We start from the raw sequence: 12,633 nt of genomic DNA on the forward strand, positions 1-12,633 counted from the left end.
TGCGCGCCGTGTGCCGGTTACTTCTTCCCGCCGAAGATGTTGCCGATGATGCCGCCGAGGTCGATCCCGCCGCCTGAGCCGCCGGATGACGAGCCGCCGCCGAGGATTCCGCCGAGCAGATCGCCGATCCCGCCGCTTGAGCCGCTCTTGTCGCCGCCGCCGATCAGTCCGCCGATGAGGTCGCCGATCCCGCCGCCCGACTCCGCGCCATCAGCACTCGTCGAGGTGTCCTTGTTCTTGTTGGCGATCAGGCCCATGATGATCGGCGCGAGGATCGGGAGGAGTTTGCCGAAGTCGATCCCGGCGGTCTTCTCGGAGGCGTTCAGCTTCGACGTGACCTCCTGCTTCTGGTCGCCGAGCACGTGCGTGACGATCTTGTCGCCATCGGCCTGATCGACCTCATCCACAGTGGAGACGCCGGCCTTGCCCTCATGCTTCTTCAGCGCATTCTGGATCGCCGCAGAGCCTTCTTCGCTCGCAGCGTTCTTCGCCAGTCCGCCGAGCAGCACTGCGCCGCCCTGCTCGACCGCAGCCTTCGCGACGTCGGGCGTGACGTTGAGCTTCGCTGCGATGTCATCGATCGGCACCTGCTTGAGGATGTCGTCAAGAGCCATGGGATTCCTTCCTTCGGCGTGCGTCCGCGCGCCCTCACCGCTCACAGTAGTGCGCACGCACAGGAACGTGTCACTAAAATCGATGCATGCGCGCGGCTGAGATCCAGGACGACCTTTCCGACATCCTCGTCACAGAGGAGGAGATCAAGGCCAAGCTCGCTGAGCTCGCCGTCCAAGTGGCGAAGGACTATGAAGGAAAGGACCTTCTTCTCGTCGGTGTCCTGAAAGGCGCAGTCATGGTGATGGCTGATTTCGCGCGCGAGCTGCCGTTCCACGCTCCGATGGACTGGATGGCCGTCTCCAGCTACGGCTCGAGCACGAAGTCGAGCGGCGTCGTGCAGATCCGCAAGGACCTCGACACCGACCTGCACGGCAAGCACGTGCTGATCGTCGAGGACATCATCGACTCGGGCCTGACGCTGAGCTGGCTGCTGGAGAACTTCGAGTCCCGCGGCCCCGAGTCGATCGAGGTGCTGGCGCTGCTGCGCAAGCCGGATGCCGCGAAGGTCGAGATCGACTGCAAGTACGTCGGCTTCGACATCCCGACCGAATTCGTCGTCGGCTACGGCCTCGACTTCGACGAGCGCTACCGCAATCTGCGCGATGTCGCAGTGCTTGCACCGCACGTCTACTCCTGACCTGCGTACGCCGTGGGCGAATCCCAGCGGACCATAAACTACGGCGCGATACGCTGAACGGATCATGGACGTGAAGAAGATCACCCGGAATCCACTGGTTTATGTGGTGCTGATCGGTGTTTTGCTGTTCGGCGGGTTCCTGCTGATCTCGAACCTCGGCGCCCCCAAGACGATCACCACTCAACAGGGGCTCGACCTGCTGGCCGGCGAGACCGTCACCGAGGTGACGAACACCGACGGTGATCAGCGCGTCGACATGACCCTGTCGAAGGCGTTTGAGGACTCCAAGTCAGTGCAGTTCTACTACGTGGACGCACGCGCCGACGAGGTCGTCAAGGCCATCACGACGGCAGACCCGAAGGACGGCTTCAACGACGTCGTTCCTCGTGCCACCTGGTTCGACGGATTCCTCTCCCTGCTGCTCCCGCTCGTGCTGCTCGGTCTCCTGTTCTGGTGGCTGCTCTCGTCGATGCAGGGCGGCGGCGGCAAGGTCATGCAGTTCGGCAAGTCCAAGGCCAAGCTCGTCAACAAGGAATCTCCGACGGTCACGTTCGCTGACGTCGCCGGTGCGGATGAGGCGATCGAGGAACTCGAAGAGATCAAGGAATTCCTGCAGGATCCCGCCAAGTTCCAGGCGATCGGCGCCCGCATCCCCAAGGGCGTGCTGCTGTACGGCCCTCCAGGAACAGGCAAGACCCTTCTCGCTCGCGCGGTTGCGGGCGAAGCGGGCGCCCCGTTCTACTCGATCTCCGGCTCGGACTTCGTCGAGATGTTCGTCGGCGTCGGTGCCTCTCGTGTGCGCGACCTGTTCAATCAGGCCAAGGAGAACGCCCCTGCCATCATCTTCATCGATGAGATCGATGCAGTCGGCCGCCACCGTGGCGCCGGCATGGGCGGCGGAAACGACGAGCGCGAGCAGACGCTGAACCAGATGCTCGTCGAGATGGACGGCTTCGACCCGAACGCGAACGTCATCGTGATCGCGGCGACCAACCGTGCCGACATCCTCGACCCCGCACTTCTGCGCCCCGGCCGGTTCGACCGGCAGATCGGCATCGACGCCCCTGACCTCAAGGGCCGCCTGCACATCCTGCAGGTGCACGCCAAGGGCAAGCCGCTCGCGAAGAGCGTCGACCTCGAGGTCGTCGCTCGGAAGACGCCCGGCTTCACGGGCGCCGACCTCGCGAACGTGCTGAACGAGGCTGCTCTGCTCACCGCGCGCTCGAACGCGCAGCTGGTCGACAACCGTGCCCTCGATGAGGCCATCGACCGCGTCATCGCCGGTCCGCAGCGTCGCACGCGTGTCATGAAGGACCGCGAGAAGCTCATCACGGCCTATCACGAGGGCGGCCACGCCCTCGCCGCCGCGGCCATGAACTACACCGATCCGGTGACCAAGATCACGATCCTGCCCCGCGGCAAGGCGCTCGGCTACACGATGGTGATGCCGCTGGATGACAAGTACTCCGTCACGCGGAACGAGCTTCAGGATCAGCTGACGTACGCCATGGGCGGCCGTGTCGCCGAGGAGCTCGTCTTCCACGACCCCACCACCGGCGCCTCGAACGACATCGAGAAGGCGACGAGCATCGCCCGCAAGATGGTCATCGAATACGGCATGACGACCGACCTCGGCCCGGTCAAGCTCGGCACGGAGGGCGGCGAGCCGTTCGCGGGCCGCGACATGGGCCGCGGCCGTGAGTACTCCGAGTCGATCGCCGAGCGCGTCGACACAGAGGTGCGTGCGCTCATCGAGCAGGCGCACGACGAGGCGTACCAGGTGATCAGCGACAACCGCGACATCCTCGACCGTCTCGCTCTCGCGCTGCTCGAGCAGGAGACGCTCGATCACAACCAGATCGCCGAGATCTTCACCGAGATCCGCAAGCTCCCCGAGCGGCCGCTGTGGCTTTCGAGCAACGAGCGTCCGGTGTCGGATCGTCCGCCGATCGAAGTGCCCACGCGCGTGATCCCGGTGGATGCAGCGGCCTCGGTCGACGGGTCTGCAGATGCCACGGCGCTACGCGGCGCGGCCGGCGGGGCACCCGCATCCGGGCAGGCCCGGCCGGCGACGGCCTGATCGTGGCCGTCGACGGAGCGAGGGTCGAGCGGCTGACCCGCGAGCTCCTCGAGGCGATCGGCGAAGACCCCGAGCGCCCTGGACTCAGGCAGACTCCGGCCCGAATGGCCGAACTGTACGCCGAGTTCTTCGCCGGCGTCGGTGAGGATGCCGCGGCACCTCTTGCCCGCACCATCAGCGTCGCCCGGGGGCCCGCGCCCGAGACCCTGCCGTCCGGCGCGGTGCTTCTGCGCGACATCCGCTTCCGCTCCGTCTGCGAGCATCATCTTCTGCCGTTCGCCGGTCACGCGCATATCGCGTACCTTCCGGGTGAGCAGGTCGTCGGACTCGGTGCGCTGGTGCGCGTGGTCGAGATACTCGCCGCCCGCCCGCAGGTGCAGGAACGCCTCGGCGAGCAGATCGCCGACACCATCGCAGAGCACCTCGACACGCGTGGCGTGCTCGTCGTGCTCGATGCGGCCCACGGCTGCGTCACGATGCGCGGTGGACGTCAGAGCGAAGCATCCACGCTGACGATCGCTGCTCGCGGCGAGTACAGTGAGCCGGTGGCGCGACAGGAGATCATCGCGCTGATCGGTGCCGGCGGCGAGGGTCGACGATGACCGGAATCTGGGGCATCGTCAACGTCACACCGGACTCGTTCAGCGACGGTGGCCGCTATATGGATCCTGAGCACGCCATCGCGCACGGGCTCACGCTGCGCGATGCCGGCGCCGCCGTGCTCGACGTCGGCGGCGAGTCCACCCGGCCCGGAGCCGAGCGCGTCGATGCGGCAGTGGAGCAGCAGCGAGTGATCCCGGTGATTCAGGGGTTCGCCGCTCACGGCATCACGGTGAGCATCGACACGCTCAATGCATCGACGGCGTCGGCCGCCGTGCGCGCCGGCGCGCGCATCGTGAACGACGTGTCCGGTGGCCTGGCAGACCCCGAGATGTTCAGCGCCGTCGCCGAATCCTCGGCCGACTTCGCCATCGGTCACTGGCGAGGTCCGTCAGACGACATGTACGCGCGTGCCGAGTACCGCCGGGCATCGCGCGAGGTGGCCGGTGAGTTGCGCGACCGCGTCGGCGAGGCGGCGTCAGCAGGTATCGCGCCGGCCCGGCTGATAGTCGACCCGGGGATCGGCTTCGCCAAGGCCGGGGTACAGAACTGGGATGTGCTGCGCGGCCTCGGCGACATCACCGCTCTCGGTCACCGCGTGCTGATCGGCACGTCACGCAAGCGCTTCCTGGTCGAATCTCTTCGACAGCACGCGACCTCCTCGACGGGCGGCGCGACCGATGAGATCGATGAGTCGCGGCGCGACCTCGCCACTGCCGTGACCAGTGCGCTCGCGGTCCGGCACGGTGTCTGGGCGGTGCGCGTGCACAACGTCGCCGCGACCCGCGACGCCCTCGCGATCGCACACGCCTGGGAGGGATGACCATGCCGATCCTGGACCAGATCCGGCTCACCGGACTCACCGTGTTCGGACGCCACGGCGTCTTCGAACACGAGCGCGAGAACGGTCAGGAGTTCGTGATCGACCTGCGTCTGCGCCTCGAGCTGGCGGCTGCGGCGGCATCCGACGACGTGGTCGACACCGTTCACTACGGCGAGCTGGCCGAGAAAGTCGCCGCCGTCGTGGCCGGAGAGCCTGTCAATCTCATTGAGACCCTCGCCGAACGGATCGCCGATGTCGTGCTCGCTGATACTCGGGTGAGGCAGGCCGACATCACCGTCCACAAGCCGCATGCACCCATACCGCTGACGTTCTCCGACGTGTCGGTCACGATCAGCCGCCCCAGGAAGGACGCGCCGCAATGATCCGCAAACCACCGCCGACGCGGCCAGACCCGCGCCCCGGCCGCGATGCTGCGACGGCGGTCGTCGCCCTCGGCGCGAATCTCGGCGACCGGCGCGAGACGATCCAGCGCGCCGTGGAACGCATCGCGCGACTCCCGCTCGTGGACGATGTGCGGTTGTCCGAGCTGTACGAGACCGTCGCGTTGCGCCTGGACGGCCCGGATCCTGATGCCCCCGGCTATGTCAATGCCGTCGCAATCGTCTCCACCCGCCTGGCACCAGAGGTGCTGCTGGGCATGCTGCATGCGATCGAGGAGGAGCACGGCCGCGAGCGTCGCGAACGCTGGGGAGACCGCACGCTCGACCTCGATCTGATCACCTATGGCGATGTCGTCTCCGATGACCCTCACCTGCTGCTGCCGCATCCGCGTGCTGCGGAGAGGCTGTTCGTGCTCGATCCATGGCTCAGTATCGACCCCCAGGGTGAGATCCCAGGGCGCGGCCGGATCGCCGACCTCGCGGCCGCTCTCCGATCTGAACCGACGGATGACGGCGCGGAGCGCGGATGAAGCGCACCACGGCTCCGATCCTCATCCTCCTCGCCCTGGTCGGCGGTGGAGCGGGCTATCTCATCGATCATCTGCTGACAGTGTCCGGGCGGTCGACATTCGCTCCATCGGGATTCCTGCCGGTGCTGCTCCTGCTCCTCGCAGTCGCTGTTCTCGCCATCGCATGGCCCGTTCGGCGCAGCGTGCGCGGCAAGTCCCGGGGGCGCATCGACCCGTTCCGTGCACTGCGCGCCGCGACGCTCGCCAGGGCCTCGAGCCTGCTCGGCGCCATCATGACCGGATTCGGGGGAGGGCTCCTGACCTTCCTCCTGTCGCGTCCCGTTGATCCCCAGGTAGGGTCGATTGTGGCGATGGTCGCTCTCATGGCGAGCTCGCTCGTTCTCGTGATCGCGGCTCTCGTCGCCGAACAGTTCTGCACCCTGCCGAAGGATCCTGATGACCGACAGCCAGACGACCCCTCCGCCGGAGCCGACGCCGGGCGCTGAGCCGACGCCTCCGCACCAGGTGCCGAACATTCCGCCAGCTCCGCCGGCACCCCCGGTGCCCGCGTCCGCGCCGCAGAACCCTGGGCCCGCCGCGTATCCTGCGACCGCAGCCCCGCAGGCGAATCCGCCTGTGACGCCTGCCGCTGCACCTGCCGCTGCACCTGCGGCGTTCCCTGCTGCGCCGATGGCACCCGCCGCCCCGCCGGCCTCTCCCCTCATCACGCCCCCGGTGCTCGACGAGGGCACCTACGAGAAGCTGAGAGAGCCTCGAGGCGCAGGTCGCATCGACCTCGACGGGAAATGGCATCAGATCTCGCCGCGCTACGTGGTGTCGCAGTTCCTGCAGAACGGCATCTTCCTCGCGGTCGTCGTCGCCGTGGCGCTCATCGTCGGCCTCGTTTTCCACCAGAACTGGGTCTGGATTCCGGCAGGATTCCTCACGCTCATCACCGTCATCACGCTGGTGATCCTCCCGCGTCAGGCGAAGGCGATCGGTTTCATGCTGCGCGCCGACGACATCGTGTTCCGCAAGGGCATCCTCTGGCAGCGCATCATCGCCGTGCCGTACGGACGCATGCAGCTCGTCGACATCACGCACGGGCCGCTGGATCGCGCCTTCGGGGTCTCCCAGCTCAAGATGGTCACCGCTGCCGCGACGACCGGCGTGCAGATCCCAGGGCTCACCCAGGCGGCCGCTGAAGCACTGCGCGACACTCTCATCGAGGTCGCCGAGACCCGGCGGACCGGCCTGTGAGCACGCCTCAGAATCCGGATCCCTACGCGGCGCAGCCGCCACTGCCTCCCGTGCCGACTGCACCTGCGGGCAGTGAATCGCTCGCTGACGGAGAATGGCACCGACTGCACCCGCTGACCCCGCTGTTCAAGGGCGGACTGGTGCTCATCATCGTCGCCGGCGTCGTGCTGAACAACTTCCGCGACCGGATCATCTACTGGGCCATCGGTCTGTTCGCGCCGGAAGAAGCCCATGTCGGCGACTACTCCGGCGGCGATCCAGTGGACTGGGTGCTGGAGAACAACCTCATCCTCATCGCGCTTCTCGTCGTTCTGGGTGCGCTGATCGTGCTGATCGTGGGGTTCTGGCTGGTCTGGCGGTTCCAGGAGTTCCGCATCTCCGACGAGCATGTCGAAGTGCGCAAGGGCATCGTCTTCCGCTCTCAGCGGCGGGCACCGCTGGATCGTGTGCAGGGCGTCAACCTCACAAGGCCATTCCCGGCGCGGTTGATCGGGATGGCCAAGCTCGAGGTGGTCGGCGCGGGCACCGATGCGAATGTGCCGCTTGAGTATCTCTCGACGACCAAAGCCGAGACCGTGCGATCGGACATCCTCCGTCTCGCGTCCGGCGCCAGGGCGGCACGAGAGGCCAGACAGCGTGGCGGTTCGCCTCAGAGCGCGGCCCCCGCCGCCGGCGCGACATCGATCCGTTCCCAACTCATCGGATCGATGAACGGCGGAGTGAACGATCTGATCGGCGGCGTCGACCTCAGCGACGTCGCACCGGAGAGCGTCGTCAAGATCCCGACCGGACGACTCGTCGGATCCCAGGTGCTCGCCGGCGTGCTGTGGCTCGCTTTCTTCATCCTCATCTTCGGCGTGACGCTCGCCTTCGTCATCCCCGCCATCCTCGCCGACGACGATCCCGACGCGTGGATCGGAGTCGTCGGCATCACACTCGGGTTGGGGGTTCCGTTCGTCATCGCCGCGTTCGCCATCGTCTGGGCGCAGATCTCCCGGTCGCTGAGGTACTCCATCGCGCCGACGCCGGACGGCGTGCGCATCACGTTCGGTCTGTTCACCACTGTCACCGAGACGATCCCCCCAGGACGCATCTTCGCCGTCGAGGTGACGCAGTCGATCCTGTGGCGACCGTTCGGCTGGTGGACCATCAAGATCAACCGCATGAGCGGCAAGAGCGTGTCGCAGCAGCAGTCCAGCACCGCACAGCAGTTCAACATCGTGCTCCCGGTGGGCACGCGCGCAGACGTCGAGCGCGTTCTCGCGCTGGTCCTTCCCGACATGCCTGAGGAGGATCGCCCTCTCGTCTGGGAGCACGGGATCTTCGGTCCGCAGGCTGGTGACCCGTATCACGTGCTGCAGAAGCGCGGGTGGTGGCGTCGGCCGTTCTCGTGGAAGCGGCACGGCTTCGCCGTCACCGACTTCGCCGTCATCATGCGCCGCGGCAACTTCTGGCGCAAGCTCGCGGTGTTCCCGCTGGCCCGTCTGCAGGGCGTCTCGGCGGCGCAGGGGCCGATCGATCGGGCGCAGCGCGTCGCCATACTCAAGGCGCACAGTGTCACCGGGCCCGTTCTCGGCGACGTCGTCGGCATCGAAAGTGTCGATCTGACGGCGGCAGTGGATGACATCTCACGCCGCGCAGCGGCTGCCGCAGGCCGCGATCAGACTCATCGCTGGGCTCAGGATGCTGTGCACGAGAGGTCTGCATGAACCGTGACGGACGACTCGGCGTCGGCATCATCGGCGCCGGACGGGTCGGACCGGTGGTAGGCGCTGCGCTCGCAGGTGCAGGACACGCCATCACCGGCATCACGAGCGGCTCGGACGATGACCGTGTCGCCGGTGTGCTGCCCCAGGTGCCTGTGCTCGACGCCGCCGAGGTGCTCCGTCGCAGCGAGCTGGTGATCCTGGCGGTGCCGCACGATGAGCTTCCGGGGCTGGTCAGCGGCCTGTCGGAGCTGGGCGCCTGGCAATCGGGTCAACTCGTGCTGCACACGGATCCTGCCTACGGCATCGGTGTGCTGGAGCCGGCGCAACGTGCGGGTGCTATCCCGCTGGCGGTGCATCCGGCGATCTCGTTCACCGGCACGTCGATCGATCTGCGGCAGCTTCAGGCTGGTTTCGCCGCAGTCACAGCACCCGCAGCGGTGCTGCCCATCGCGCAGGCCCTCGCGGTCGAGCTGGGCTGCGAGCCGATCGTCATCGGCGAAGACGACCGCGCGGCCTACGCGGAGGCGATCGCCACGGCATCCGAATTCTCCCGGGCGATCATCGGGCAATCGACCTCGTTGCTGCGCGGCATCGGCGTGGAGAACCCGGGCGGGTACCTCTCCGCGCTCGTGCAGTCGACCGTCGAGCGCGCTCTGCGCGAAGCATCCGATCCGCCCGTCATCTGACAGACCCAGCCGTTCGACACCGCGCACGTTGGGAGAACAGAGACGAGTCGGTGTGTCTTCGGCGCGTCGGAGGCGGACCGTCCGGCGACACGCCAGGCGGTCCGGGTTTTCCGGGGTCAGGCGTGTCCAGAGCCGAACGCGCCCGAGCCGTGCGTCAGCGACCGCCCGAGAAGCCCCCGCCTCCGCCTCCGCCGGAGAACCCGCCGCCGGAGGATCCGCCGAAGCTCGACGAGCTGCCCGTGCTCGGCGCCGAGTAGGTCGATGAAGAGTGCGTCGCGGCGGTCAACGCGCTCATGCGGATGACGATGCCGGCGGCGGAGCCGTCGATCCACCCAGGCGACTGCTGCTCACGCGCATAGGTGACCTCGAGTACTTCTCCCCACTCGTTCTCCTGGCCGAACAGGATCGCGTAGGGCAGCAGCCGCTCGTACACGTGGATGACGTCGACAGATCCGTCACTGCGACGCTCGGCCCCGGAGTACGACTGCAGCATTCGCAGCCGGTCGGCCTCAGCGACCCGGATGAACTCGCGCACGCCCTCCAGGTATTCGAGCTGAAGCGCGCCCTCCGGAGTGAGCACGGTGTGCTTCTTGAACGCCACGACGCTCGAGATGATCACCAGGATGGCGCACAGCAGTGTCGCGAGGAAGACGGGACCGGCGGATGCTCTTCCGGAGATGAGCCCCCAGAACAGCAGGCCGATCATCACGGCGAGGGCGAGGAGCGACACGATCTGGATGATCTGCGCCGCTCTGCTGCGAGCCCGTACGGTCAGGCCTCGTTCCTCAGCAGCCTTCGGGCCGGCTTTGAGGAGCCCCACCATGCGCTTCGCGAACGCCGCGCTGTTCTTCGGCATCTTCATGACGATGTCGGTCTCGGTGTTGTTGAACAGCGCTTTGAGTGCCTTCTCATCCAATGGATCGGGGATCGGGCCGTCGAGCCGGCGCAGGCGGGGGCGTCGCGTCTTCTTCGTGGCTTCCTCGGGCAGGTCTTCGAGACGCAGGAGCCCGCGCACGGCGAGATGCACGATCTGGGCGGTGAGTGAGTTCTTCGTCTTCGGGACTATGGCGCTTGCGAGGAGGGGCGGCATCGAGTCAGGGACGTCGTACTGCGCCACCACGATGCCTGTGCCGCGGCGGCGGGAACGGATCATGGCGCTGGTCGCGAACCAGCCGCCGATCGAGAGCAGCACGGCGCCGCCGCCGACCGCGTAGGGCAGCACATCGGTGGCGGGGTTGGGTCGGCGTGCAGAGGGCTGAGTGACCGTGCCCGGCTCCAGCGCGATCGCCACCGTGACCCCCTCGCCAGCTGCCAGGTCTTTCGCCGAGACAGTGAAGGCGTCCGCGTCCTGGCGGAGATCACAGGTGTCGGTCGAGCCTTGGGGGCCCTGGTAACAGGAGGAGTCGCCGGTGAGGTGCGCAGCGAGTGCGCCATCGAAGATGATCTCGGCCTGGAACTCGCCGATGTCCTGGGTGCTGTCCAAAGGCAACAGGTCCCAGTAGAACTCGTCGACCTCGGTGCCCTCGGCCGCGATGATGACATCGCGCATCTCGTACTCGATGACGTAGGTCGTCGAGCCGTGCACGTACGCGTCATCGCCGGTGAGCACGTACACGAGTCCGTCGTCCTCCTCGATCTCGTACGGGACGTCGTCGCCGTTCTCGTCGCGGACGGAGATGATCGTGGTGCCGAGCCCGGCGCCTTGATAGCTGTCGGGGTAGCCGGCGACGATGCCTCGGTTCTGGTCGAACTCGGGGAACTCGGCGACCCTGGTCTCCTCGACATGCAGGGTGGCGCGTCCATCCGAGTCGATGCCGACTTCGTACTTCGCGTCCCAGGACGAGAAGGCGAAGTCATCGACGTCGGTCCGCGGTTCGGCGGCGGATGCCGCGGTGCCGGATGCGGTGAACATCAGGGCGACGGCGGCCACGGGCAGAGCGAGGTATCGGGGAAGCGATCTCCGGAACATGCTTCGAGCGTATCGAGGGACCTGAGATCTGCCCGAGGAGTGCGAGCGCCGACGCATTCCCATACTGCGAACAAATTCATGAAAGGCACTTGACGTTGACCCAAGGTCAGGGTTCACACTCGCGTCAGCGACACGAGAACGGTCGCAGAAAACAAGGCAAGGAGCCGAATATCATGACCGAAGTCACCACCTCAAACGTCCAGTCCACTGTTTTGGCGGCGGGAGGCGACTCACCGGAGTCGGATCGTCCTGAGCTTCAGCACATCCTCCAGGACATCGTTGATTCGGGTATCACCGGCATCACTCTGCGTGTTCGCGATGAACGCGGAACGTGGGCCGGTTCCGCCGGCGTCGGCCGGATCGGAGATCCGGAACTCCCCGCGATCAACGGTCACGCCCGCATCGGCAGCAACACGAAGACGTTCACCGCCGTCGTGATGCTTCGTCTTGTCGCCGACGGCCTGATCGAGCTGGATGCTCCCGCGAAGCAGTACCTGCCCGAGTTCGACATCGACCCGCGCGTCACAGTCCGGATGCTGTTGCAGCACACCAGCGGAATCTTCAACTTCACCGGCGAGGTCTACCCGGACGGCACGATCGTTATGGGGATCCCGGCCACGCCCTCCGGCAAGGAATGGGTGGACAAGAGATTCGTGACCTACGCTCCGGAAGTACTGGTGCGATTCGCGCTGTCCAAGCCGGCGCGGTTCGAGCCTGGCACCGATTGGAGCTACGCCAACACCAACTACGTGATCGCCCGGCTCATCATCGAGAAGGTGACGGGGAGCACGGTCGCCGCCGAAATGCGTCGCGTGATCTTCGACCCCCTCGGCCTTGAGGGCACGACGCAGCCGAGCAACGAGATCGACCTCGCCGAGCCGCACGGGCACGCCTACTACCGGTACGAGGAGGATGGCGAGGAGGTGACCGTCGACATCAGCGAGCACAACCCGTCCTGGATATCCAGCGGAGGCGACATGATCTCCACTTCAGAGGACCTCGAGACGTTCCTGTCATCACTCATCGCAGGAAGGCTGCTCCCGGCGGAGCTGCTGGCGGAGATGCTCGCAGCACGGCCGACGCCGCTTCCTGGTATGGACTACGGCCTCGGCGTGTTCGTGCAGGATCTGGGCGAACACGGCACCGTGATCACGCACAACGGCGGCATGGCCGGATACGCGGCGCTGATGTACTGCACGCCCGACGGCCGTACGGCCATGACGGGCACGTTGAACTACATCGACGACGCCACGATGTCATTGGCCGTCGCTTTCCAGCAGGGCGCGCAGAGGCTCGTCGACGCCGTGTTCCGTGCCGGGACGCCGATCGCCGGGTGAGTGCAGT

Annotated in this window: 13 protein-coding genes; 11 read left to right on the forward strand and 2 right to left on the reverse strand. The window is 66.7% G+C overall.

What is annotated here, in order from left to right:
* Nucleotides 1-17: 17 nt before the first annotated feature.
* Nucleotides 18-614: a DUF937 domain-containing protein gene (locus QFZ46_RS11410; protein ID WP_307361482.1), complete on the reverse strand. Its 597-nt coding sequence runs from the start codon at nucleotides 612-614 to the stop codon at nucleotides 18-20.
* An 86-nt stretch (nucleotides 615-700) separates the two neighbouring features.
* Here QFZ46_RS11410 and hpt point away from each other — a divergent pair, with 86 nt between their 5' ends.
* The 10 genes from hpt (at nucleotide 701) to QFZ46_RS11460 (ending at nucleotide 9,320) form a co-directional block, all read left to right on the forward strand.
* Entirely contained in the window at nucleotides 701-1,252 is a 552-nt protein-coding gene (gene hpt, locus QFZ46_RS11415; protein ID WP_307361484.1) for a hypoxanthine phosphoribosyltransferase, read from the forward strand.
* Nucleotides 1,253-1,316: 64 nt separating this feature from the next.
* Nucleotides 1,317-3,332 (forward strand): ATP-dependent zinc metalloprotease FtsH, encoded by a 2,016-nt coding sequence (ftsH, locus tag QFZ46_RS11420; RefSeq protein ID WP_307361485.1) that lies wholly within the window; start codon nucleotides 1,317-1,319, stop codon nucleotides 3,330-3,332.
* Between the two features lie 2 nt (nucleotides 3,333-3,334).
* Nucleotides 3,335-3,934, forward strand: coding sequence for a GTP cyclohydrolase I (folE, locus tag QFZ46_RS11425; RefSeq protein ID WP_307361487.1), 600 nt, complete (start codon nucleotides 3,335-3,337; stop codon nucleotides 3,932-3,934).
* On the forward strand, nucleotides 3,931-4,755 hold the full coding sequence (folP, locus tag QFZ46_RS11430; protein ID WP_307361488.1) for a dihydropteroate synthase: 825 nt from the start codon (nucleotides 3,931-3,933) through the stop codon (nucleotides 4,753-4,755). The genes folE and folP overlap by 4 nt, the downstream gene beginning before the upstream one ends.
* A gap of 2 nt (nucleotides 4,756-4,757) precedes the next feature.
* Nucleotides 4,758-5,138, forward strand: coding sequence for a dihydroneopterin aldolase (folB, locus tag QFZ46_RS11435; protein WP_307361490.1), 381 nt, complete (start codon nucleotides 4,758-4,760; stop codon nucleotides 5,136-5,138).
* On the forward strand, nucleotides 5,135-5,686 hold the full coding sequence (gene folK / locus QFZ46_RS11440) for a 2-amino-4-hydroxy-6-hydroxymethyldihydropteridine diphosphokinase (RefSeq protein ID WP_307361491.1): 552 nt from the start codon (nucleotides 5,135-5,137) through the stop codon (nucleotides 5,684-5,686). The genes folB and folK overlap by 4 nt, the downstream gene beginning before the upstream one ends.
* Nucleotides 5,683-6,171 (forward strand): DUF3180 domain-containing protein, encoded by a 489-nt coding sequence (locus QFZ46_RS11445; RefSeq protein WP_307361493.1) that lies wholly within the window; start codon nucleotides 5,683-5,685, stop codon nucleotides 6,169-6,171. Before folK ends, QFZ46_RS11445 begins: the two co-directional genes overlap by 4 nt.
* Before the next feature lie 184 nt (nucleotides 6,172-6,355).
* Nucleotides 6,356-6,925: a PH domain-containing protein gene (locus QFZ46_RS11450; protein WP_307364588.1), complete on the forward strand. Its 570-nt coding sequence runs from the start codon at nucleotides 6,356-6,358 to the stop codon at nucleotides 6,923-6,925.
* Nucleotides 6,922-8,634 carry a PH domain-containing protein gene (locus QFZ46_RS11455; protein ID WP_307361496.1) on the forward strand — a complete coding sequence of 571 codons (1,713 nt, stop codon included), beginning with the start codon at nucleotides 6,922-6,924 and terminating at the stop codon, nucleotides 8,632-8,634. The genes QFZ46_RS11450 and QFZ46_RS11455 overlap by 4 nt, the downstream gene beginning before the upstream one ends.
* Nucleotides 8,631-9,320, forward strand: coding sequence for a DUF2520 domain-containing protein (locus QFZ46_RS11460; protein ID WP_307361497.1), 690 nt, complete (start codon nucleotides 8,631-8,633; stop codon nucleotides 9,318-9,320). Before QFZ46_RS11455 ends, QFZ46_RS11460 begins: the two co-directional genes overlap by 4 nt.
* Before the next feature lie 154 nt (nucleotides 9,321-9,474).
* Here the strand turns inward: QFZ46_RS11460 and QFZ46_RS11465 are convergent, their stop codons facing one another.
* Nucleotides 9,475-11,289, reverse strand: coding sequence for a DUF2207 domain-containing protein (locus QFZ46_RS11465; protein WP_307361498.1), 1,815 nt, complete (start codon nucleotides 11,287-11,289; stop codon nucleotides 9,475-9,477).
* Between the two features lie 173 nt (nucleotides 11,290-11,462).
* Here QFZ46_RS11465 and QFZ46_RS11470 point away from each other — a divergent pair, with 173 nt between their 5' ends.
* The gene (locus tag QFZ46_RS11470; protein ID WP_307361499.1) at nucleotides 11,463-12,626 is read left to right on the forward strand and encodes a serine hydrolase domain-containing protein; all 1,164 of its coding nucleotides are present in this window, start codon (nucleotides 11,463-11,465) and stop codon (nucleotides 12,624-12,626) included.
* Nucleotides 12,627-12,633 lie beyond the last annotated feature (7 nt).

The sequence above is a fragment of the Microbacterium murale genome, from assembly GCF_030815955.1.
GTDB classification, from domain to species: Bacteria; Actinomycetota; Actinomycetes; order Actinomycetales; family Microbacteriaceae; genus Microbacterium; species Microbacterium murale_A.

What these genes read in the sequence shown, in the direction of transcription:
- QFZ46_RS11410 (WP_307361482.1), bottom strand. Translation starts at nt 614, where the DNA reads ATGGCTCTTGACGACATCCTCAAGCAGGTGCCGATCGATGACATCGCA.
- hpt (WP_307361484.1), top strand. Translation starts at nt 701, where the DNA reads ATGCGCGCGGCTGAGATCCAGGACGACCTTTCCGACATCCTCGTCACA.
- ftsH (WP_307361485.1), top strand. Translation starts at nt 1,317, where the DNA reads ATGGACGTGAAGAAGATCACCCGGAATCCACTGGTTTATGTGGTGCTG.
- folP (WP_307361488.1), top strand. Translation starts at nt 3,931, where the DNA reads ATGACCGGAATCTGGGGCATCGTCAACGTCACACCGGACTCGTTCAGC.
- folB (WP_307361490.1), top strand. Translation starts at nt 4,758, where the DNA reads ATGCCGATCCTGGACCAGATCCGGCTCACCGGACTCACCGTGTTCGGA.
- folK (WP_307361491.1), top strand. Translation starts at nt 5,135, where the DNA reads ATGATCCGCAAACCACCGCCGACGCGGCCAGACCCGCGCCCCGGCCGC.
- QFZ46_RS11445 (WP_307361493.1), top strand. Translation starts at nt 5,683, where the DNA reads ATGAAGCGCACCACGGCTCCGATCCTCATCCTCCTCGCCCTGGTCGGC.
- QFZ46_RS11450 (WP_307364588.1), top strand. Translation starts at nt 6,356, where the DNA reads ATGGCACCCGCCGCCCCGCCGGCCTCTCCCCTCATCACGCCCCCGGTG.
- QFZ46_RS11460 (WP_307361497.1), top strand. Translation starts at nt 8,631, where the DNA reads ATGAACCGTGACGGACGACTCGGCGTCGGCATCATCGGCGCCGGACGG.
- QFZ46_RS11465 (WP_307361498.1), bottom strand. Translation starts at nt 11,289, where the DNA reads ATGTTCCGGAGATCGCTTCCCCGATACCTCGCTCTGCCCGTGGCCGCC.
- QFZ46_RS11470 (WP_307361499.1), top strand. Translation starts at nt 11,463, where the DNA reads ATGACCGAAGTCACCACCTCAAACGTCCAGTCCACTGTTTTGGCGGCG.